The sequence below is a fragment of the Paraperlucidibaca sp. genome (genome assembly GCF_982810325.1).
Genome location: NZ_CEYEMI010000017.1, coordinates 1 through 20,840 on the forward strand (window position 1 = coordinate 1; position 20,840 = coordinate 20,840).

Below are 20,840 nucleotides of genomic sequence, written 5' to 3' on the forward strand. Positions count from 1 at the left end.
TATCGACACTTGGCATGATCGTGCGCTCGGTGGTTGCCAGTATCACGTTATGCATCCGGGCGGACGCAGCTATGAAGGCGCACCAATCAATGCCTATGAGGCTGAAGGTCGGCGTTTGGCGCGCTTTATGCGCCATGGCCATAGTGGCGGCAAAGTGAGCATCACGACATTGCCGCCACGCCGAGAGCACCCGTTCATGGTAGATTTGCGCCACGTTAGGCCGACCTAACGCCGCATACTTAGCTGATAGGCCACCATGACTTCCTTGCTAAATTCTCTGCGCCCGCAACCCGGTCGTTACCATGAACTGTTCAGTGCCGACGGTAAGCTGCGCCCGCACTGGCAGCCCATGGCTGACGCACTGGGCAAGCTCAGTCCCGCGCAGATGCAGCAGCGTGATGATCTTGTGACCCGACGCATCCAAGAAAATGGTGTTACCTACGCGCTCTATGGCGAGAATCAAGAACATAGTTGGCGCGTCGGGGCCGTACCAAACCTTATTCCGCCTGAAGAGTGGCAGATCATTGCTGACGGCGTTGCTCAGCGCGCGCACCTGCTCAATGCCGTAGCACAAGATATTTACGGCCCACAACATTTGCTCAATGAGGGCTTGCTGCCACCCGAACTAGTCTTTGGCCACCCCAACTATTTAACCGCCTGCCGTGATGTCAAACCGCCGAAAGGCTGCTATGTCCATGTCTATGCCGCTGATCTCGCGCGAGCCGGCGATGGCCAATGGTGGCTAATGGCCGATCGTACGCAAGCGCCTAGCGGTGCTGGGTATGCTTTCGAAAATCGACAGGTAGTCGCGCGCGCGTTTCCCGAGGCATTTCGCAGCCTTGGTGTGCAATCCTTATCACCATTTTTCGATACGCTACTCGCTACGCTAAAGCGTCAAGCACCCTGTGACGATGAATCACCCTTGGTGGTATTGCTCAGCCCAGGCCGCTATAGCGAAACCTACTTTGAGCATGTCTATCTCGCACGCCATCTCGGCATTCCTCTTGTTGAAGGTCATGACTTAAGTGTGCGCCAACCCTATGTTTATTTGAAAACATTGACTGGCCTCAAGCGCGTACATGCAATCTATCGCCGCTTAGACGATAGCTACTGTGACCCTTTAGAGCTTCGCAATGAGTCAGCGCTAGGCGTGCCTGGCCTGCTTGCCGTTGCACGCGCCGGCCATGTGCTCATTGCAAATGCCTTGGGCAGTGGGGTACTGGAGTCGCAGGGTCTGTTGGGCTTTCTGCCAGCCATTAGCGAGCGTCTGCTGGGCGCACCCTTAAGCTTGCCTTCAGTAGCGACATGGTGGTGTGGCGAGCCAGCAGTTATGGAAGAAGCACTTGAGCGCATAGATGAGTTGGTGTTTAAACCCGTGTTTAGCTCGCAACGCTTTGATCCCGTCTTTGGTCGCGACCTGTCTCCTGCTGCACGGAAAGACCTATGCGAGCGCATACGCCAGCGCCCATATGTCTATCTCGCACAAGAACGCATGCAGCTCGCGCAAGCACCTATGTGGCATCGCGACAGCCAGCGCTTTAATAATCATGCCTGCGGTATGCGCGTGTATGCCGTAGCAACAGAGTCTGGCTATGTAGTGATGCCCGGGGCTCTCACGCGCGTCGCTGCCAATTCTCACGATGATATGGTGTCGATGCAGCGCGGCGGCACTAGCAAAGATACCTGGGTTTGTTTTAGCGCTAAACCTCGCCAACACTTGCCTCAAGGTAAGCGCATACACATACGCGACCTGCGCCGTATTGATCCCTACCTGCCCTCACGCATCGCTGAAAATCTGTTTTGGCTTGGACGCTACGCTGAACGCGCCGACCATCACGCACGGCTCATTCGTTCAACGTTAATTCGTCACATGGAAGCAGATCCAAGCCAAGGCTTAGGGCTGATGCTGGCGCTACATTATGGCCAGAGCTTAGAGCTGTTTAGCACTGAAGATGAACTTACACAGCAGCTGCTCAGCAGTGTGCATAGCAACGGCAGTCATCCTGATCTGCTGTCAACACTGCGCGCGCTAGTGCTCGCCAGTAGCCAAGTGCATCGCTACTTATCGCAGGAAAATTGGCAGGCTATTGTTGAGCTTGAGGCCGAGGCGCGCCAACTCAGCCCTGATGTGCTCGATCCAGCCTCAGCGTTGAATTTTATTGACCGCCTAATGACCACACTATCGGCGCTATCCGGCTTTGCCTTCGATGACATGACGCAAGATGTAAGCTGGCGCTTTCTAATGCTAGGTCGCCGCCTCGAACGGCTACAAGGCCAAGCGCAACTGATCATGACAGTGCTCGATAGCCCCGCCAATGAGGCCAGCGAAAGCCTTGACTGGCTACTGGAAATGGCCAATAGCCGCATTACTTATCGGCTGCGCTATTTAACTCAGGCGCAATGGCTGCCCGTGCTCGACCTACTGCTACTTGACCCTAGCAACCCGCATGGCCTTGGCCATCAGATCACCCATTTGCTTAGCATGATGCGCGACTTAGGTAGTCGTGACCTCCCACTAATGCAAAGCGCACACGATGATCTGCTTAGCTTGGACTTGTCAGTTATTGAGGGTGAGTTAGGCTTTCCTGATCGACTACAACGCTGCTTAAAACGACTCAGCCCCTTGATTGCCGATATTCAAGGCGCCGCTCTTGGCGCTGGCAATGGCATTGCATTACAGTTTTTCGCCCATGTCGATGACGATAGCCAACAGATGAGCTCAAGCTGATGCGCTACCGTATTCGCCACGAAACCCTTTACGATTATCAGCAGCTGGTCTTGCTCTCGCAGCAAGTACTGCACTTAGCACCACGGCCGCTGGCTTGGCAGCAAATTCATACGGCGCACATCAATATCCAGCCGGCTCCGGACTTTAGCCAGACGAGCAACGACAGCTTCGGCAATCCAAACCAAACCATAGAACTTAATCAACCGCATCAGCACTTGAGCTTGATCAGCGAGCTCGATATTTCTGTGCTAGCCCGCAAGCCTGTGGCGCTGTCTTCAAGCCTGCCATGGCAGGTGGTTACCGCGATGTGTCGTTATCCGGGCTCAGCTGCACTGACCCCAGAGCAACGCGACGCTCTAATTTTCCGGCATGAGTCGCCGCTTATTCGAATTAAGCATGAGTTTGCCGACTGGGCCGCACCCTGCTTTGTCCCCGGCCGACCAATTTTTCAGGTCGCCCACGCACTGATGCAGCGTATATTTACTGAACTAACCTTTGATCCTGAGGCAACTGATATTGGCACACCGTTGCTTGAGGTACTGCGCAAAAAGCGCGGCGTCTGCCAAGACTTTGCCCAGCTCATGATTGCGTGCTTACGCGCCTACGGCCTACCGGCACGTTACGTTAGTGGTTACTTACTAACTCAGCCGCCACCCGGTCAGGCTCGCCTGATTGGTGCCGATGCTTCGCATGCCTGGGTATCAGTTTGGTGTCCATCACAGGGTTGGATGGACTTCGACCCGACCAATAATATTAGTCCGAGCCAACAGCACATCACGCTTGCCTGGGGTCGTGACTTCACCGACATCTCGCCCTTACGCGGCGTGATTCATGGTGGCGGTCATCATGAACTCACCGTGCGCGTGACGGTAGCGCCCTATGAAGATCAACTGCTGCCAGAGGCATAAGCAAAGGGCGAACACTCAGTCATCTTAGCGACTGGATCGATTACACCGCCACAGCGCGACCACGAAAAACATACGTCATCGGCTTCGGCCCTTTCAAATAGCGTTTTTCCATCTCCACGATGCGAAAGCCGCCCTGCTCAATAATCGCTGGAATATCACGATCTAAATGACAGCCGCCAGCCATAGGTTTCCAAAATGGCTGAATACGCTGCTGCCAAGCATAGACGCCAGCATCCGGTGACTTGCCATGCTCACAAAATAGCAGCTCACCACCAGGCTTCAGCACGCGACGAACCTCGTGCAACGCAGCAATAGCATCAGGAATTGTACAGAGAGTGAATGTGCTCACGGCAGTGTCGAAGCTATCGTCTTCGGCCGCAATTTGCTCTAGCTCTAGCGCTACGGTTTCGACGGGGATACTGATTTGCTCAGCGCGCTCGCGGGCTTTTTTATGCATGCCTACGGCGGGGTCAACGCCGATAATCGCGCTGACTTTTTTCGCATCATAAAATGGCAGATTAAGTCCGGTGCCGATGCCTAACTCAATGACGCGTCCTGTCGCCAACGGAATCAGTTTCGCGCGCTGCCCCATCATTGCGGGCAAACCGCAGGCGCAGTTAATTAGATGCGGAAGAATATGCTTATCGTAGAAACCCATGACATCAACTCATTGAAAATGATGTCATGGGTTGTAACGCATTCCGCCTTAGGGCGCTAGCCACCAGTCGGTGAGCGCATCCCAAACGCGAACATCGCTCAGCATGGCAAGGTGATCGACATGGTCGAAGCACAAGCGTGTGATATTTTCCGCGAGCAGTGTTTTCTCGGCGCGGTTGTGTTGGCCAAGTGCGCTATAGAGCGGCACTAAGCCATCGCCGACCCAGTTTTTTGCAGCTTCCGGATTACGGCTGCCGGCTATCAGCAAATGCGCCATGCCATCGGGTAATGGATTTAATTGCAGACGATGATCGCGCGAACCGATGTCTTGCGTTTGCTCATGCTCGACTTGGCTGATGAAGCCGTAACGCAGATCCTTAATTGCTGCGCTACGGATATTGCCCAAGCGCATAAATGGCGCGGTGTAAGGCGAATGACCGAGCAAAGTATTGAGACGATTGCCAGCGCGCTCCAGTGGCGCGCCCAAATGTGGTGTCGCTAAATACGCAGCTTTGCTTACTCGTGCCGGCCAGCTTTGGCCATGATCCTGCGCATAGGCAAAGGCACTACGCATTAGCAGGCCGCCCATGCTATGGCCAATAAGCACAATTTCGCGAGCCGGATAAGCCGCATTGGCTGCTTCCAACCAGTTCGCCAAATCTGCACCATTTTGCCAAATCGCACGGCCGCTGTTGTAGCGCAGATGGCCAGTTTGCCAGCCTTTGCTGCGCATCAATTCATCGGTAGCTTGCTTGGTAGGCGCTTGCCATTCGCGATCGCTCATGCACAAGCCATGAATGTATAGCGCGATTTTTGTGTTCGGCGTAGCGCCTGTGAGATCACCCCAAGCAATGGCATGGCCTTCGCTATCGCGCAAGCTCATCGGCAGCGCTAGCGGGCTTTGCCAGCGCGCCAGCTTATCGCCGCAGACACCATTTAACGCACTGATGATCGGCAATGCATATGGCGGTTGGTATGTCAGGTCGGCATGCACCGGCAACATGCCAATACCGCGCGCCAACTGACGAAACACGCCGGAGATGAGTCGATATGGAAATGGCGCCGCGGCACGAGCATCACTAAGGCCAGCACCCAAGGGCAATGGCACACGCTTAATGGTGCCGTGCATTTCGGTAACCAGCTCCGTGATCTCAGCCGCCGAGTGCATGGCCAAATGCGCCACGCCCTTGCTACTCCATAAGGCTAAACGCATGGCTTAAGCCGCCTGCGCCAAGCTGACTTTTCCCTCAGCCGCGAGCACGGTTAGCGCCTTTTTAGGCGAGCTAGGTAAGGCATGGCGCAAGATACGACCAGCGACTGTGCTGAACTGTTTTACCAGTGAAGCACTGTTGTAGTTCTGGCCATAGCGCTTGGCGATTTCGCGCATTTCCACCGACATTTCGGCATAACGATGTGCCGGCACTTCTGGGAATAAATGGTGCTCGATTTGATGGCTTAAATTGCCGCTCATGATGTGAAATAGCTTGCCGCCAGTGAGGTTCGACGAGCCACGCATCTGGCGCAAATACCATTGACCACGTGTTTCATTTTCTAGTGTCTCAATGGCAAACACTTCGGCATCTTCAGTAAAGTGACCACAGAAAATGATGGTGAAGGTCCACAAATTACGCATGATGTTGGCGATAAAGTTCCCCGCCAATACCGGCAAAAAGAATGGGCCGGCCAGCAAGGGGAAAAATACATAGTCTTTCGCGACTTGCTTAAAGCCTTTACGGAATGTTGGTTTGCCTTGCTTAAACCATTCTTTCCAAGTTTTCTCACCAGCCAGAACTTTCTCTGTCTCCAGAGTTTGCAGTGCTAATAAGTTTTCGAAAAGTACGGCTAGCGTGACGGCTAGCACAGGGTTAGCCAAGAAACGTGGCTCCCATTTTTGCTCAGGGAAAATACGCAGCACGCCATAGCCAATATCGTGATCTTTGCCGAGCACATTGGTGTAGGTGTGGTGCATGAAGTTGTGGCTATAGCGCCAGTTATCGGCGGTGCACCAAGTGTCCCACTCAAACGTCTGGCCACTAAAGCGCGGATCTTGCATAAAGTCGTACTGACCATGCATGACGTTATGGCCAAGTTCCATATTGTCGAGAATTTTCGACACACCTAGCAGTGTCGCACCGGCAACAAATGCGGGCGGGAAAATGCCGGCCATCAACAGACCGCGACCGGCTATTTCGGTATAGCGCACAGCTTTTTCGATCTTGCGAATATAGCTTGCATCACGCTCGCCAACATCGGCTAAATGGCGCTGCTTAATGGCATCAACTTCGGCACCAAAGGCTTCGATTTCTGCTGGGCTCAACTGACGGCTCTTGCTCATGATATTTCTCCGAATGCCTGTGGCATTACAAATCTAAAGTGAGGTCGCCGACAGCGGCATTAACGCAGATGCGTAAGCTAGCAGTGTCATCGACATCTAATTCTTGGGTTAATAAGTTGCGTGTCACGCCACCAGACTTGCCACAGGCGCAAGTGTTACAAATGCCCATACGGCAACCCGAATTTGGCTTGATGCCTTGTGCTTCAAGCGCGTCGAGTAGCGGCATGCCTTGTGGCAAATCGACATGCTTATTGGACTTCTTCAAGAACACGCGTACGGTCTCTGTGCTGCTGGGAACAAACACTGGCGGCGTAAAGGCTTCGGCATGAAACACCTGCGCTTGATCGGCAACCAATGTCTGCACAGCGTTCATAAAGCCGGTTGGGCCGCAGGCATATACCGTGCGTTCATTCATGTCGGCAATATCAGCAAAATGCTCGGCGCATGGACGACCAGTTAAGTCGCCAGCTTGCAGCTCGGTCTCATGCTCATAAATCGGCACTAATCGAAGCTGCGGGTATTGCGCTGCTAGCACCTCTAGCTCGGTGCGGAAAATCAGATCAGCACGTGTACGCGCCCAAAACATAAACACCACATCACTGGGCATTTGTTGTTGCGCAAGCTCACGCAGCAGGCTCATCAAAGGCGTAACACCGCTACCGGCTGCGAGCATGACGATTTTTTCTGGTGCGCCTTGAGCAAAGGTCATGTCACCAAAAGCTTGGCCGAGCTCAATGCGATCGCCAACACTTACCCGATCGACTAAGTAATTACTAACGCGACCATTCGGTACTTTTTTCACGGTAATGGCGAGTAAGCCAGTTGCCGCAGGCGCTTCGCTGAAGCTATAGCTGCGAGTATGGCGAATGCCGTCAATCTCTACGCTGAGGTTGACGTGCTGACCAGCCTTGAAGCCAGAGAAATTACGATTAGGTTTAACGACCAAAGTAACAGTGTCGGCTGTTTCCATCCAGCGCGCAACGACGCGGCAAACGGTGCGCTCAACACGGCTATCAAGGCCTAACTCGGCGGCCCAGAAGTCGATGACCGAAGGGGTCACTACAGACTTAACGACACGACCAACAAATGAGGGTAAGACAAATTGCGACGACATTTTGCGTCTCCAAGTGAACATCTACACACTCAGAGTACACATGTACTTATTTTAGGTCAACACTTGTACACTCAATTTTTTAAATAAGCTTTTAGCTTAAGTAAAATCAGGCACTTGCAATGGCTTTAGGGCCTCATGTAGTTGCGGCAAAATGGCATCCGCTTGCTGCCACCCCCATTGAAATGCCTTATCGAACACCGCTTCGGTGGGCAATAAATTCACTGGCGATGGTGTTGGCTGAAAGCGAACTAGCCAATCGTAATAGGGCCGCTGCGCCGGTAATTGCGCCTGAATAGCCTGCGTTACGGGGATCAGCCAAGCATGGCCTGCACTCCATTGCGGATGGAAACAGTCCAGCGCTAGATAGTAAGCATTACGGGTGCCAATACGGCCCGACTGCACACCCTTCCAAGCGGCGCGAGCCGGCACATTTGCCACCGTGCCGCCATCCATGAAGGCGCGTAATTTATGCGTTTCACGCAGATCGCTGAGAATTTTCAGGCTATGCGCATCTTCTCGCCAAGGTGCGTATTGCAACACACCGGGAATCGCCGAAGACAAACCAATGGCATCGACAACGCGCATCTCACGCGTGACTTCATCTCGGCCCAGAACGATACCTTTGGCAACGTGCGGACTGAAGTAGCTCAGCAGCTGCAACATGCGCTCTGCCACCACTAGCGGTGCGCCCAGCATATGGCTACGGCGCTCAGGAGCGGCAGGCAAATCACGGTAGGCCGAGAGTTTTACGCCGGCTATCAATGCATCGTAGGGAATGGCCAAGTCTTTGATGCGCAGCGGCGAGCCATCCGGATGACGCAGCATTTGATCCATGCCACGCAAATGCAGGCGCACGGCACCAGGCAAACTCAAGGCACCACCGATGGTAGGTCGCGAGAAAATCTGCCGCATGCGCAGACCCTTGCCCCAGGCCATCAAGGCATCAATATCAGGCTCAGCATCTCGTGCCATCAGGCCGCCAAGCAAGGCACCAATGGACGCACCGACGATATACGAGGGCATCAAGCCCTCAGCCTTTAAGCGCGCGACTAAGCCAATATAGACAAAGCCAGAGCCACCACCGCCACCCGGCATCAGCACCAAAACTTTGTGGCAAAGCTCGGCATCGAGTTCGGCAGCACTAAAGTCGTGGGCATGTGTTGCAATGAGTTCACGCCGCGCCTGCGCGGTCGCCGTACGCACACCGTCGACTTGCTGACGTGCTTGGCTTAAGCGCAGCAATATATTGCGTTGTTCCCGCAGCGGAACATAGAGCGTGTCTAGCAAAAGCTGGCGCAAGCTCGACACCGGCGAGGTATTGAGCGTGACCTCTTTACGTACTTCACGCTGTTCGCCACGAGGGCCTGCAGCACCGGGGCTAAACGCTCGCAAGCGTGCCAGCACTAAGGCATAGCGCAGAAGCTGGTAGTCCGCTTTCGGCAGCACATCGCTGTGCGCAAGATGGCTACGAATGAGCGAGGCCTCCATTCGCTTAATGCGCAGTAAGGCGTCTTCCTCGCTCAGACTCATGGCTTTAGCCTTTTTGTTTCAATAGGTCGCGAATTTCCATCAAGAGCTGCTCTTGTGGCGTTGGCGGAACTGGCGCTGCGGCCTTCTCAGGTGCTGGCTCAGGTTTGCGCTTCATCGAGTTGATGCCTTTCACAGCCATCATCACTGAGAATGCAACGATGAAGAAATCTAGTAATGTTTGCAGAAACTTACCGTAGTTCAGTAGCACAGCGGGTTGATCACCAACTGCTTCTTTTAGCACTACCGCAAGGTCAACAAAGCTGACACCGCCAACTAAGACACCAATAGGTGGCATGACAATATCGCCAACAAACGACGATACGATTTTGCCAAATGCAGCACCAATGATGATGCCGACAGCGAGATCAATCACATTGCCTTTAATAGCAAACTGACGGAATTCTTGGATCAGGCTCATTAGAGGCCTCCTAGGTTGCTCAGCCGAGTGGCAGGCGCCTATTAAACGGTGCAATGACAAAAGCGTCTAGCCCGAAACAGAGTTTTCCATCGCTCGCAGTCATCTAGTGCACTGCTATACTGCCTACATTATTGACTCAAACAGGGCCGCGACATGACCACAGAGCAACACATTACCTTCACCGACTGGCTGCATGACTCAAGCCGCGGCCATGGCGCCCTGCCCGCTAATCTCATCCAAACCCTGATGGTCACGGCTGAAGCCTGTCGTCGTATTGGCGCCGCCATTGGCCAAGGTGCGCTCGCTGGCGTGCTTGGCGCTGCCGGCAGCGAAAATGTGCAAGGTGAAGATCAGAAAAAGCTCGACGTCATCGCCAATGATATTTTGCTACAGCTACATAGCGACGGCAGCCACCTAGCCGGTATGGCTTCGGAAGAAATGGACGACCCATTCCCTGTGCCACACCCGGGCAGCGAAGGCGCTTACTTACTCTTATTTGATCCGCTCGATGGCTCATCAAACATCGACATCAATGCGCCCGTAGGCACCATTTTCTCTGTGCTGCCGGCACCAAACGGCTGCGATGCCCGCGATGCCTCCGTGTTTTTACAGCCCGGCAGCGCCCAAGTTGCCGCTGGCTATGCCATTTATGGCCCATCAACGCAGTTCATTCTTACCCTAGGCCATGGCGTGCATGCCTTCACGCTCGATCGCTACAGCGGCGAGCTCCTGCTCACCCAAGAAAACTTAACTCTGCCCGCGCAAACGCAGGAGTTCGCCATCAATATGTCGAATCAGCGCTTTTGGGAAGCACCGGTGCAGAGCTATGTCGCGGATTTGCTCGCCGGCAAAACCGGCCCGCGCGCGAAAGATTTCAATATGCGTTGGGTTGCCGCAATGGTCGCCGATGTCCATCGCCTACTCTGTCGTGGCGGCGTATTTCTCTATCCACTCGATAGCAAAATGGCCAGCAAAGGCGGCAAATTACGCCTGATGTATGAGGCAAACCCAATGGCTTGGTTGGTCGAGCAAGCCGGCGGCGAGGCCAGCACCGGTCATCAGCGCATCATGGATATTCAGCCTAGCGGCCTGCACCAACGCGTGCCGGTGATGCTTGGTGCTAGCGAAGAAATCGCTGAGTTGACCCGCCTGCATAGTGCTTAAACGTATGCGTAAAAACACGAAAAGCACGCGGCGCAAAGCCAAGCCGCTGTGGCGGCGTTTGCTTGGGCGCTTAGTGCTGCTCTCGCTAACCATGGTGCTGGCTTGGCACGCATGGGTATATGCGCAGATTTGGTGGTGGGAAAGTCGGCCGGTGCAGTCGACGGCGTTTATGAGTGCTCGCCTAGATGCCATGCAGCAGCAAAATCCGGACGCGGCACTGAAGCATAAATGGGTGCCGTATGAGCGTATCTCAGGCTCATTAAAACGCGCGGTAATGGTCGCAGAAGATAGTGGCTTCACTCAGCACGAAGGCTTCGACTGGGATGGCATTGAGGTAGCGTGGAAGAAAAATATTAAGAAGGGTCGCATTGTTGCCGGCGGCTCTACAATTTCGCAGCAGCTGGCGAAAAACCTATTTTTATCAGGCTCGCGCTCGCCCTTGCGCAAAGGCGAAGAAGCCATCATCACGCTGATGATCGAACAGCGCTTAGATAAGCGGCGTATCTTCGAAATTTATCTAAATGTGATCGAATGGGGCGATGGTGTGTTTGGTGCCGAAGCCGCCGCACGGCATTATTTCGGCGTTTCCGCGAATAATCTAAGCCCGCAACAAGCGGCGAAACTAGCTGCGATGATCCCCAACCCGCGCTACTACGATAAGCATCGCAGCACGCGCTATTTGAACCGCCGTACTGCGACTATTTCGAAGCGGATGCATCAGGTGCGTCCGCCAAAATAACCAAATGGCGCATCATCGCAACTAAGACAACGTGCAAGTTTTCCGCGATGGTGTCGATGGGCTCTTGAAAGCCATTGATCATCCAGCGCGAAACCACGGTAATCACCGAGCCCAGCATCGCCACCGATAAAATGTCGGGCTGCAAAGGTGCCGGCAAGGCTTTCGCGTCAAGCAGTGGAGCCACCATAAGCTGCATGAGCTGGGCAAAGTCTTCGACGCTTTTGCGGTAGCGCTGATCGACACGCTCGCTCACTCCTAGCACCTCAACAAATAATAGCTGAGCCATCCGTGGGTCATCACGCATGATGCTAAGAAACGCCACCAAGGTGGCGTAGGCCATGGCTGAGACATCGCGCGGTGCATCCATCACAGCAGCCAATACGCGCTCGCGTACACGCTGATTGGTGTAGTCGTAGACCACGCAAAGCAAGTCTTCGCTATTGGAGAATGATTCGTAAAAATAGCGCTCAGTCAGCCCTGCTTCAGCACAAATACTGCGCACCGTGGAGCTGTGATAACCCCGCGAACCAAACACGGTCAGCCCTGCCTCGACAAAGCGTTGGCGGCGCTCAGCTTGTCGCGCCTCTTCACTGACGCCGCGATAGCGTCTGCCGCGATCGGCTGATGGCTTTTTCTCGGCAGCTTTCTTCGCAGCAGGATTTTTAGCAGCAGCGGTTTTCGCGGAAGAGGCCTTCACTTCGGCGGCCTGCTTGCTTGGTTTTTTCGGCGACTCATCGATCATGCTATTTCCAGGTTAGCGCTTCGCTTTCGGACTATGGCCATTAGCCGTTAGCGCAACTTCGTAGCAATCATCAACATGGCTCATGGCCAACTTGCGCATGATCCAATAACCCAAAGTTGCGGCGACAATTTGCCCACCTAACGGAATAAATTTCGTCACTTGCTTCGCCACAATGCGCGTACCCATGCCTTGCAGGCTGCGACGAATCAGCTCGCGGGTAACGACCATACCAATCAACTCGCTGCCGCGCTCAGCGCGCCGCTTCCATACTTGAATGCGCGTCTCATCTGACATCTGCGCAATTTGTTCAGGCTCAAGGCCGAAGCGCTGATTGATCTCAGGCACAACTTTAATCAACACGCCGACATCAAATACCACATCAAATAAAGGCACTGGCACAATGGCTGCGCCGGCAGAGACCCACGCTATGCGACGCACTTTGCGCTGACAGTCTTTTTTAATTTGGGCCAGCTCGGCCTCGGTAAATGGCTTGGTTACGGACACAGATGCACCCCTTAATCATCGATGCCGCATCATAACGCAGTCGATGATGCCTGCCGAATAGTCTTAGGGCTTGCACTAAAAATGTTATGGTATAACATATCGGCCATCAGCCACCGGAGATATGTTTAATGCGCGCCCGCCTTTATCGCTCTACACCTTTAAGTCTTTTTGCCCTTACTGCATTAGCTAGCGGCATGAGTTTGGCCAACACCCCAGAAGCCAAGCCATTACTCGAAATAACCATTAGCGCCAGCCCTTTAGGCCGCACTGCCGATGAGTTAGTACAGCCTATTGCAGTTTTGAGCGGTGAAGACTTGGCCAGTAAGAAGCGCGCAAGCATTGGCGAAACTTTAGCAAATGAGCCCGGCATTAGCACCGGCGACTTTGGCGCTGGGGCATCACGTCCGGTCATTCGCGGACAATCTGGTCCACGCGTCGATGTGCTCGCCAACGGCATTAGCGCCATGGATGTGTCGGCGCTCAGCCCCGATCATGCGGTCACCATCAACCCCTTAATCGCGCGCCAAATCGAAATTATTAAAGGCCCCGCGAGCCTGCTTTACGGCAGCAGCGCCTCTGGCGGCGTGGTCAATGTCACCGACTCGCGCCTTGCCACCGAGGTAACCGAAGGCTTTTCAGGATCGCTAGAGGCGAGCCAAGGCTCCAACGCACGCAACGCTCTAGGCGCGGCCGACATCAACTATGGCCAAGGCAATCACCAATGGCATATCGACGGAACCCGTAGCCGCAGCGAAAACTACGCCATTCCAGGCAATGCGGCTGTGGATGGCAGCAGTCCGAGCCAAGGCCGCCTCGCCAATAGCGCCAACGACCTCGATAACGGCGCACTCGGCTATAGCTATATCAGCGATGCAGGCAATGCCTTTGGCTTCTCCGCCAGCCAATACGACCAACGTTATGGCCTGCCGGTGGAGGATGAAGCATTTATCGTTATGCGCCAGCGCCGCTACGACGCACAGGCGCTGCTTCGTGACCCTATTTCAGCATTGGAGTCTCTACGCTTCAAGATCAGCGACTCGCGCTATGGCCACACCGAGTTTGAAGATGCCGCCACTGCCGGCACACGCTTCACCAATAATGAAACGCAGGCACGCATTGAAGCTGTGCATCAGCCTATTGCCGGCTTTCGTGGCGTGGTCGGTGTGCAATTAGGTCAACGCGAATTTGCCGCCATTGGCGATGAGGCTTATGTGCCGGCAACCAAAAGCCAGCAGGCTGGACTTTTTGTGCTGGAAGAGCGCCGCTTTGGCCGCAATAAAATTGAGTTAGGTGCGCGGGTGGAAAGCGTACGAATGGACCCAGAAGGAGCCGTTGCTCGTGACTTTACGCCGGTCAGTGCATCGTTAGGCAATCTTTATGACATCAGCGAAAACAGCCACTTACGTATCACGCTAACGCATGCTGAACGTGCACCGGCCATTGAGGAGTTGTATGCCCAAGGCCCTCACGCCGCCACTGGAACCTTCGAAGTTGGCGGCGCTCAGCTGCGCTTAGAACAGAGTCAAGATTTGGAGATTGGCTTTGATCATCACCAAGGCCGCTTTGGCTTCGAGGCCAGCGTATTTCACAAGCAGGCACGCAATTATATTTATGCCAGTGAAGTCGACGATGGCCTCGGCAATCCAACACGAGTTGAAGACGATGGCACTGTCAATGCTGCCGGCGAGTTCTTGTTGATCAACTATCGTCAAAATCGCGCTCGCTTCAGCGGCTACGAACTCGCCGCCAACTATGCGCTTTTAAATGAAACCGACGGCCCCGTACAGCTGAGCATTCGCGGCTTTACCGATGCCGTGCGTGGCACCATCGAAACTTCGACTGGCGATGCTCCTGCGCCACGTCTAACTCCGGCACGCTATGGCCTGAGCTTGCATGGCCACTTTAAAGCCACCAGCGCCAACATCAGCTATGTTCAGGCCATGGATCAAGATCGCCCAGGTCGCCTCGACACGCAAACTGCCGGTTATGGCCTGCTGAATGCCGATGTCAGCGTAGTGCTGCACCGTCATGGCAGCAGCGAGGCCAGTGTTTTCGTGCAAGGCACTAACTTGCTCGATGATGATATTCGCCGCGCCACATCGTTCATTAAGGATGCCGTGCCAGCGCCAGGGCGTGGCGGCGTCGTAGGCTTGCGATATAAGTTTTAGCCGTGGCATGGTTAAATAGCGCATTCAATTTTGTGCGAAAAACGGAGAGCCGCGATGACGGACGCAACGCAAGCAAAGCCTGTCGATTTTGAGCGCGCGCTCGCCGAACTAGAGTCGCAAGTGCAGCGCTTAGAAGGCGGCGACTTGCCATTGGAAGATGCACTAAAAGCCTTCGAAGAAGGCGTGCGCCTCACCCGCCAATGCCAGCAATCGCTAGATGCCGCCGAGCAAAAAGTGCAGCTGCTACTCGCCAAGCGCGATGGCAGCCTCGACACCGAGGCATTCACACCGCGCGACGATAGCTAAGCACCATGCCCATCGCATCTGAGGCCGCTACATCGTTAGCGGCCGCTTCGCTGCCAGAGCTTTTAGTTCAGACGCAGACTCGCTTTACACCTCTGCTGCAGGACTTTCTCGCACGCCATCAGGGCCATGATGAGCGGCTTAACGCCGCCATAGACTACGCCATGGCCAATGGCGGCAAGCGCGTGCGACCAGCTTTAGCTTGGGGCGCGTGCTTAAGCGTCGGCGGCAGCTGGCAGGCCGCTGAATCGGCGGCATTATCCGTCGAGTGCATTCATGGCTACTCACTAGTGCACGACGACTTACCCTGCATGGATGACGATAATCTGCGCCGTGGCCAGCCCACCTGCCATCGCCAGTTCGATGAGGCCACAGCACTTTTAGCCGGCGATGCGCTGCAAGCTCTGGCCTTTTGCGCACTAAGCGACGGGCTAGTTGATGCGCCGAAGGCAGACGCGGCACGTGTATCCTCAAGCGCACACGCACTAATCGCCGCCGAGCAAACGCGCGCACTGGCTCAGGCCGCACGCGACATGGTTTATGGCCAACGCCTCGACCTCGCCGCCGAAGGCCAAAGCATCACCGTCGATGCCCTCAGTCAAATTCATCGCTACAAGACCGGCGCTCTGATTCGCGCCGCCGTGCGTTTAGGCGCGCTTGCTGGCAACGCCAGCGAGGCTCAACTCGCAGCACTTGATCATTACGCCGATGCTTTAGGTCTAGCCTTCCAAGTCCACGATGACGTGCTTGATGTCATCGGCGACACCGCCACGCTTGGCAAGCAATCTGGCGCCGACGCCGCACATGCGAAAGCCACCTACCCTGCACTACTGGGCTTAGGAGCAGCGCAAGCTTTAGCGCGCCAACTCACCGATGATGCCTTGGCCGCACTCGCGCCATTGGGCGAGCCCGCAGAACCATTACGCACGCTGGCAAACTACTTACTCGCGCGCGATCACTGACGAATGGGTATAATTCGCCCATCTGCTCAGGAAGGCCTCTGATGTTCCACGAAATTCCGCTGAATCGACCGCTTACGCCCCTGCTCGACCAAGTGCCGACGCCGGATAAACTGCGTGAGTTACCGGTCGACGCGCTGCCTGAACTGGCCCGCGAATTACGCGAGTTTATGCTCTGGAGCACGGGTCAAACAGGCGGTCACTTTGGTGCCGGCTTAGGCGTTATTGAGCTCACCATTGCCCTGCATTATGTCTACAACACGCCTCAGGACAGAGTTGTCTGGGACGTTGGCCATCAGACCTATCCGCACAAAATTTTAACTGGTCGCAAAGAGCAAATGCTCACCATGCGCCAGCAAGATGGCCTTGCTGCATTTCCACGCCGCGAAGAATCGCCTTACGACACCTTTGGCGTTGGCCACTCGTCAACATCGATTTCTGCCGCACTGGGCATGGCACGTGCCGCCGAGCTCACTGGCAGTGAGCGTAAAGTGGTTGCCGTTATTGGCGATGGCGCAATGACGGCGGGCATGGCCTTCGAAGCGCTAAATGACGCTGCACATCAAAATGCCAATATGCTGGTGATTTTGAACGACAACCAAATGTCGATTTCAAATGCAGTCGGCGGCCTGTCGAATTATTTCTCGCGTATTTGGGCAAGCAAAAGCTATATCGCGCTACGTGAAGGCGGCAAGCGCGTGCTGCAATCGATGCCTACCGCGATGAACTTTGTTCGCCGCACCGAAGAACAAATGAAGACCATGGTCACCGATGCGCCCGGCGCCTTGTTTGAGTCCATCGGCTTTAACTATGTTGGCCCGATTGATGGCCACAACCTCGATGAGCTTATCGAGACCATCGCCAATTTAAGCGAGGCGAAAGGGCCACAGCTGCTGCATGTGTTTACCACCAAAGGTAAAGGTTTTGCGCCGGCCGAAGCTGACCCAATTGGCTATCACGCGATTAGCAAAATTGCGCCAGTGACCGAGCGTGCAGCAGAGCCCACTGCTAAGGCGAAGAAAACAGCGGCTAGTTCTATTGATGCCACAGCCAGCGCCGCTCATGTAGTTGCGGCTGTCGCGCCGAAGCCGAAAAAATACTCCGATGTTTTCGGCGACTGGCTTTGCGCAGCTGCCGCGAAAGACTTGCGCTTGGTCGGCATCACGCCAGCCATGTGCGAAGGCTCAGGCATGGTGAGTTTTGCCGCACAATATCCCGAGCGCTATCACGACGTGGCGATTGCCGAGCAGCACGCAGTAACCTTTGCCGCCGGCCTTGCCTGCGAAGGTTTGAAACCCGTTGTCGCCATCTACTCGACGTTTCTACAACGCGGCTATGACCAGCTCATTCACGACGTTGCCCTGCAAAATCTCGATGTCACTTTTGCCATCGATCGTGCCGGCTTAGTTGGCGAAGATGGTCCGACGCATGCCGGCGCCTACGACCTCGCATTCCTGCGCTGCATCCCCAATATGATCATCGCCGCGCCCAGCGATGAAGCCGAATGCCACGCCCTGCTCGAAGCCGCGTGGCAACACCAAGGCCCATCGGCGGTGCGCTATCCGCGCGGTACCGGCACTGGCGCAGCTATCAACGCAAGCACTGAGCTGCCAGCCATTGGCCGCGCACGCACGCTACGTCGTGGCGTTGAAGTTGCCATCCTTAACTTCGGCTCGCGCCTAGAAGCCGTGACACAGGCCGCCGATGAGCTAAAAAAACTAGGTCTAGCAACGCCCACCATCGTTGATATGCGCTGGGTAAAACCGCTAGATGAAGCCTGCTTAGTCGAACTTGCCAACAGCCACAGCCTATTGGTCAGTGTTGAAGAGCACGCGGTGATGGGCGGAGCCGGCTCAGCTGTCGGCGAGTGGCTGCACGCCAATGGCTACCACTGCGGCCTACTCACCATCGGCATTCGCGACGCCTATATCGAACACGCCTCGCCTGTGCAAATGCATGCCGCCTGCGGTCTCGATCGCGATGGCATTGTGCGCGCCATCGGCGAACGCCTTGCTCGCACGCAGCTCGGCCACTAAAAACTGTCACTGGGCGCAAGCCACTTGACCCTGCCCTCGACTTAGGCCATGACTCGATAACCATAGTCGTTAAGTCGAGGTCGCTAGATGCTGCATGATATCCGTGTCGACCATTACATGGCTAAACAGCCCATCGTGCTCAGCCCTGAAGTTAGTATAGATGCCGCCATCAAAACCCTGCTGCAGCACAAAATATCTGGCGCGCCCGTGGTTCAAAATGGCGAACTAATTGGTATGTTTTCTGAGGCTGACTGCCTGAGCGACCTTTTGCAGTCGGGTTATTACGACATGAGCTCAGGCCTAGTGCGCGATGTCATGAGTATTGGCATCGACTCCATTCATCCTAGCCAAAGTATTTTAGATGCTGCTGATTTGTTTCAAAAACGTGGGCGCCGACGCTTGCCCGTAGTTGATGACTTGGGCGTAGTAGTCGGTCAGATTAGTCGCCGCGATGTGCTGCGGGCACTCCATGATCTTGCGCAAAAACGAGATCCCGCTAGCGCAGTGGCTACTTAACTAGCCACTGCCGCCTGGGCAGTTAATCTTCTAAAGCGCGCAGTTCGGCTAAGGCGATAACCGCTGCATCAGCCAGCTCCGCTTCGCACTCAGCCACCAATACGCCAGCCTGCCACAGCGCACAAGCAGACTCGCTGCTCTGCCATTCATCACTGCCTTGAATCATGGCTTTCGCCGCTAGACCGGCACTTTTGCCATCGGCAAAGGCGATGCTGGTTAGCAGCACATCGCCGGCGGCATTGCGCAGACGGAAACGGAACTGACCATCGTTATCGCGAGCACTAACCACGCGCGCAGCATTCGTCGTTTTTTTCACTTTCGCTGTGCTGTTAGCCGCTTTGCTACGAAAGCTTTGCAAGCCTACTGCTTCGCGTAATTCCGCTAAAAATGGTTGCGCAATCGCACGCGCTTTAGCCGCGCCTGCTAGCAAGATATCTTCAAGATCATCTGGTCGTTGCAGCAAGGCATTGTAGTGCTCGCGACCCGGCGCTAGCTCGGCATCGAGCAAGGCAAAGAGCTGTTGCTTGGCATCGCCCCAGCCCATGCCATCGAGCAGGCTCTGGCGGAACTCGGCGCTGGACTCATTGCTGGCAAAGCCGCGGTAGATTTGGAATAGATGCGAGCTGTCGGCATCCTTGGCCTCACCGGGCAAACGCGAGTCGGTAACGATGCGCGAAATTGCAGTTTTCAACTGCTTCGCGGTAGAAAATAGCGGGATGGTGTTGTCGTAGCTTTTCGACATTTTGCGGCCATCAAGGCCGGGTAGCGTCGCCACTTGCTCATCAACAACAGCATCGGGCAGCGTGAAATAGTCGCGACCTTTGCCGAAGACATGGTTAAAGCGTTGGGCGATATCACGCGCCATTTCCACATGCTGAATTTGGTCGCGACCGACCGGCACGCGATGGGCATTGAACAGCAAAATATCGGCGGCCATTAGCACAGGATAGCTATACAGACCCATGGTCACGCCGGCATCGGCATCTTGGCCCGCATCGACATTCGCCGTTACTGCAGCCTTATAGGCGTGCGCACGATTCAACAAGCCTTTGCCAGCAACACAAGTCAGCAGCCAGTTCAGCTCGGTGGTTTCAGGAATATCTGATTGCCGATAAAACGTGGCGCGCTCAGCATCCAAGCCACAGGCCAACCACGTTGCGGCGATAGACAAGCGCGACTGAGCGATGCGCGCGGGGTCATCGCATTTGATCAACGCGTGATAATCAGCAAGAAAATAAAAGGCATCGACACCGCTCTCGCGGCTAGCGGCAACCGCTGGGCGAATAGCGCCGGCGTAATTACCCAAATGTGGGATGCCGGTAGTGGTAATGCCGGTGAGAACACGCACGCTCATGACTTCTCCGGCGCCAGCATATGGCCCATTTTATCGGTCTTAGTTTGCATATAGCCTTCGTTGTGCGGGTTGCCGCCAACAAACAAAGCCACGCGCTCAATGACATCGATGCCTACAGCACGCAGGCCATCAACCTTCTTTGGATTATTAGTTAGCAGGCGCACACGAGTTACGCCTAAATGCCGCAGCATGTCTTCGCACATGGCGTATTCGCGTAAATCAGCGCCAAAACCGAGTTGCTCATTGGCCTCAACGGTGTCGGCACCAGCATCTTGCAAGGCATAGGCGCGGATTTTATTGACCAGACCAATGCCTCGGCCTTCTTGTCGTAAATACAAAATAACGCCGCGACCTAACTCACTGATTTGCTGCATGGCGGCATGTAACTGCGGGCCGCAATCGCAACGCAAACTGCCAAAGCTGTCCCCCGTTAAGCATTCCGAATGCACGCGCATTAGCACTGGCTCGCCGTCATCAAGCGTGCCCATGCTCAGGGCAATATGCTCTTTGCCAGAGGCGCTATCTTGGAATGCATGAATGGAAAACTCGCCAAACTGTGTCGGCAAGCGGGATGCAGCTACAAATTCAAAGGCCACCAGATCGGCTCCGGTCAACGCAGGGGGTGCAGAGTGTAGCAAAACTGCGCCCCTCTGCGGCAGACTCGC

Annotated in this window: 20 protein-coding genes; 10 read left to right on the plus strand and 10 right to left on the minus strand. The window is 54.9% G+C overall.

All coding sequences use genetic code 11. The features are described 5' to 3' along the window. The 3 genes from AC3DKE_RS07310 to AC3DKE_RS07320 form a co-directional block, all read left to right on the plus strand. Positions 1-229, plus strand: a 229-nt coding sequence (locus AC3DKE_RS07310) for a transglutaminase family protein (RefSeq protein ID WP_487990310.1), incomplete at its 5' end; no start/stop codon positions are given. Between the two features lie 27 nt (positions 230-256). Continuing rightward, positions 257-2,728, plus strand: coding sequence for a circularly permuted type 2 ATP-grasp protein (locus AC3DKE_RS07315; protein ID WP_379071155.1), 2,472 nt, complete (start codon positions 257-259; stop codon positions 2,726-2,728). Next, positions 2,728-3,636 (plus strand): transglutaminase family protein, encoded by a 909-nt coding sequence (locus AC3DKE_RS07320; RefSeq protein WP_487990312.1) that lies wholly within the window; start codon positions 2,728-2,730, stop codon positions 3,634-3,636. Before AC3DKE_RS07315 ends, AC3DKE_RS07320 begins: the two co-directional genes overlap by 1 nt. Before the next feature lie 40 nt (positions 3,637-3,676). Here AC3DKE_RS07320 and AC3DKE_RS07325 read toward each other — a convergent pair whose 3' ends face one another. The 6 genes from AC3DKE_RS07325 to mscL form a co-directional block, all read right to left on the minus strand. After that, positions 3,677-4,294 carry a class I SAM-dependent methyltransferase gene (locus AC3DKE_RS07325; RefSeq protein WP_484216611.1) on the minus strand — a complete coding sequence of 206 codons (618 nt, stop codon included), beginning with the start codon at positions 4,292-4,294 and terminating at the stop codon, positions 3,677-3,679. Positions 4,295-4,342: 48 nt separating this feature from the next. Continuing rightward, a complete protein-coding gene (locus AC3DKE_RS07330) occupies positions 4,343-5,506 on the minus strand; it encodes an esterase/lipase family protein (protein WP_340676107.1) in 1,164 nt (387 codons plus the stop codon). Between the two features lie 3 nt (positions 5,507-5,509). Continuing rightward, entirely contained in the window at positions 5,510-6,628 is a 1,119-nt protein-coding gene (locus AC3DKE_RS07335; RefSeq protein WP_487990314.1) for a fatty acid desaturase family protein, read from the minus strand. Between the two features lie 25 nt (positions 6,629-6,653). Then, entirely contained in the window at positions 6,654-7,742 is a 1,089-nt protein-coding gene (locus tag AC3DKE_RS07340; protein ID WP_340676106.1) for a ferredoxin reductase, read from the minus strand. A 96-nt stretch (positions 7,743-7,838) separates the two neighbouring features. Further along, on the minus strand, positions 7,839-9,272 hold the full coding sequence (locus AC3DKE_RS07345; RefSeq protein WP_379071164.1) for a patatin-like phospholipase family protein: 1,434 nt from the start codon (positions 9,270-9,272) through the stop codon (positions 7,839-7,841). Positions 9,273-9,276: 4 nt separating this feature from the next. Then, on the minus strand, positions 9,277-9,690 hold the full coding sequence (gene mscL, locus AC3DKE_RS07350; protein ID WP_340676104.1) for a large-conductance mechanosensitive channel protein MscL: 414 nt from the start codon (positions 9,688-9,690) through the stop codon (positions 9,277-9,279). 153 nt (positions 9,691-9,843) lie between these two features. On the opposite strand from mscL, the gene AC3DKE_RS07355 reads away from it, so the two are divergent. Together AC3DKE_RS07355 and mtgA are read left to right on the plus strand one after the other, a co-directional pair. After that, positions 9,844-10,854, plus strand: coding sequence for a class 1 fructose-bisphosphatase (locus AC3DKE_RS07355; RefSeq protein WP_340676103.1), 1,011 nt, complete (start codon positions 9,844-9,846; stop codon positions 10,852-10,854). Positions 10,855-10,858: 4 nt separating this feature from the next. Beyond that, positions 10,859-11,593 (plus strand): monofunctional biosynthetic peptidoglycan transglycosylase, encoded by a 735-nt coding sequence (mtgA, locus tag AC3DKE_RS07360; RefSeq protein WP_379071168.1) that lies wholly within the window; start codon positions 10,859-10,861, stop codon positions 11,591-11,593. Here the strand turns inward: mtgA and AC3DKE_RS07365 are convergent. Both AC3DKE_RS07365 and AC3DKE_RS07370 read right to left on the minus strand, forming a co-directional pair. Further along, the gene (locus tag AC3DKE_RS07365; protein WP_340676101.1) at positions 11,553-12,335 is read right to left on the minus strand and encodes a TetR/AcrR family transcriptional regulator; all 783 of its coding nucleotides are present in this window, start codon (positions 12,333-12,335) and stop codon (positions 11,553-11,555) included. The two genes, mtgA and AC3DKE_RS07365, sit on opposite strands and share 41 nt — an antisense overlap. Before the next feature lie 12 nt (positions 12,336-12,347). Beyond that, the gene (locus AC3DKE_RS07370) at positions 12,348-12,839 is read right to left on the minus strand and encodes a hypothetical protein (protein ID WP_340676100.1); all 492 of its coding nucleotides are present in this window, start codon (positions 12,837-12,839) and stop codon (positions 12,348-12,350) included. A 128-nt stretch (positions 12,840-12,967) separates the two neighbouring features. Here AC3DKE_RS07370 and AC3DKE_RS07375 point away from each other — a divergent pair, with 128 nt between their 5' ends. The 5 genes from AC3DKE_RS07375 to AC3DKE_RS07395 all read left to right on the plus strand — a co-directional run bounded on the left by AC3DKE_RS07375 (position 12,968) and on the right by AC3DKE_RS07395 (position 18,821). After that, positions 12,968-15,007: a TonB-dependent receptor gene (locus tag AC3DKE_RS07375; RefSeq protein ID WP_379071172.1), complete on the plus strand. Its 2,040-nt coding sequence runs from the start codon at positions 12,968-12,970 to the stop codon at positions 15,005-15,007. A gap of 54 nt (positions 15,008-15,061) precedes the next feature. Next, positions 15,062-15,313 carry an exodeoxyribonuclease VII small subunit gene (locus tag AC3DKE_RS07380; protein WP_340676098.1) on the plus strand — a complete coding sequence of 84 codons (252 nt, stop codon included), beginning with the start codon at positions 15,062-15,064 and terminating at the stop codon, positions 15,311-15,313. Between the two features lie 5 nt (positions 15,314-15,318). Continuing rightward, complete coding sequence (locus tag AC3DKE_RS07385; protein WP_411729513.1) at positions 15,319-16,272, plus strand: polyprenyl synthetase family protein; 954 nt, start codon at positions 15,319-15,321, stop codon at positions 16,270-16,272. A 38-nt stretch (positions 16,273-16,310) separates the two neighbouring features. Beyond that, positions 16,311-18,305, plus strand: coding sequence for a 1-deoxy-D-xylulose-5-phosphate synthase (locus tag AC3DKE_RS07390; RefSeq protein ID WP_487990332.1), 1,995 nt, complete (start codon positions 16,311-16,313; stop codon positions 18,303-18,305). A gap of 87 nt (positions 18,306-18,392) precedes the next feature. Continuing rightward, positions 18,393-18,821 (plus strand): CBS domain-containing protein, encoded by a 429-nt coding sequence (locus AC3DKE_RS07395; protein WP_487990318.1) that lies wholly within the window; start codon positions 18,393-18,395, stop codon positions 18,819-18,821. A 22-nt stretch (positions 18,822-18,843) separates the two neighbouring features. Here AC3DKE_RS07395 and AC3DKE_RS07400 read toward each other — a convergent pair whose 3' ends face one another. Beyond that, positions 18,844-20,175, minus strand: a complete 1,332-nt coding sequence (locus tag AC3DKE_RS07400; RefSeq protein WP_340676095.1) for a tryptophan--tRNA ligase — start codon at positions 20,173-20,175, stop codon at positions 18,844-18,846. Then, positions 20,172-20,771 carry a GTP cyclohydrolase II gene (gene ribA / locus AC3DKE_RS07405; RefSeq protein WP_340676094.1) on the minus strand — a complete coding sequence of 200 codons (600 nt, stop codon included), beginning with the start codon at positions 20,769-20,771 and terminating at the stop codon, positions 20,172-20,174. The genes AC3DKE_RS07400 and ribA overlap by 4 nt, the downstream gene beginning before the upstream one ends. Between the last annotated feature and the right edge of the window lie 69 nt (positions 20,772-20,840).

Excerpts from the sequence above, each read along its gene's own strand:
- AC3DKE_RS07315 (WP_379071155.1), top strand. The coding sequence starts at position 257 with ATGACTTCCTTGCTAAATTCTCTGCGCCCGCAACCCGGTCGTTACCAT.
- AC3DKE_RS07320 (WP_487990312.1), top strand. The coding sequence starts at position 2,728 with ATGCGCTACCGTATTCGCCACGAAACCCTTTACGATTATCAGCAGCTG.
- AC3DKE_RS07325 (WP_484216611.1), bottom strand. The coding sequence starts at position 4,294 with ATGGGTTTCTACGATAAGCATATTCTTCCGCATCTAATTAACTGCGCC.
- AC3DKE_RS07330 (WP_340676107.1), bottom strand. The coding sequence starts at position 5,506 with ATGCGTTTAGCCTTATGGAGTAGCAAGGGCGTGGCGCATTTGGCCATG.
- AC3DKE_RS07335 (WP_487990314.1), bottom strand. The coding sequence starts at position 6,628 with ATGAGCAAGAGCCGTCAGTTGAGCCCAGCAGAAATCGAAGCCTTTGGT.
- AC3DKE_RS07340 (WP_340676106.1), bottom strand. The coding sequence starts at position 7,742 with ATGTCGTCGCAATTTGTCTTACCCTCATTTGTTGGTCGTGTCGTTAAG.
- AC3DKE_RS07345 (WP_379071164.1), bottom strand. The coding sequence starts at position 9,272 with ATGAGTCTGAGCGAGGAAGACGCCTTACTGCGCATTAAGCGAATGGAG.
- mscL (WP_340676104.1), bottom strand. The coding sequence starts at position 9,690 with ATGAGCCTGATCCAAGAATTCCGTCAGTTTGCTATTAAAGGCAATGTG.
- AC3DKE_RS07355 (WP_340676103.1), top strand. The coding sequence starts at position 9,844 with ATGACCACAGAGCAACACATTACCTTCACCGACTGGCTGCATGACTCA.
- mtgA (WP_379071168.1), top strand. The coding sequence starts at position 10,859 with ATGCGTAAAAACACGAAAAGCACGCGGCGCAAAGCCAAGCCGCTGTGG.
- AC3DKE_RS07365 (WP_340676101.1), bottom strand. The coding sequence starts at position 12,335 with ATGATCGATGAGTCGCCGAAAAAACCAAGCAAGCAGGCCGCCGAAGTG.
- AC3DKE_RS07375 (WP_379071172.1), top strand. The coding sequence starts at position 12,968 with ATGCGCGCCCGCCTTTATCGCTCTACACCTTTAAGTCTTTTTGCCCTT.
- AC3DKE_RS07380 (WP_340676098.1), top strand. The coding sequence starts at position 15,062 with ATGACGGACGCAACGCAAGCAAAGCCTGTCGATTTTGAGCGCGCGCTC.
- AC3DKE_RS07385 (WP_411729513.1), top strand. The coding sequence starts at position 15,319 with ATGCCCATCGCATCTGAGGCCGCTACATCGTTAGCGGCCGCTTCGCTG.
- AC3DKE_RS07395 (WP_487990318.1), top strand. The coding sequence starts at position 18,393 with ATGCTGCATGATATCCGTGTCGACCATTACATGGCTAAACAGCCCATC.
- AC3DKE_RS07400 (WP_340676095.1), bottom strand. The coding sequence starts at position 20,175 with ATGAGCGTGCGTGTTCTCACCGGCATTACCACTACCGGCATCCCACAT.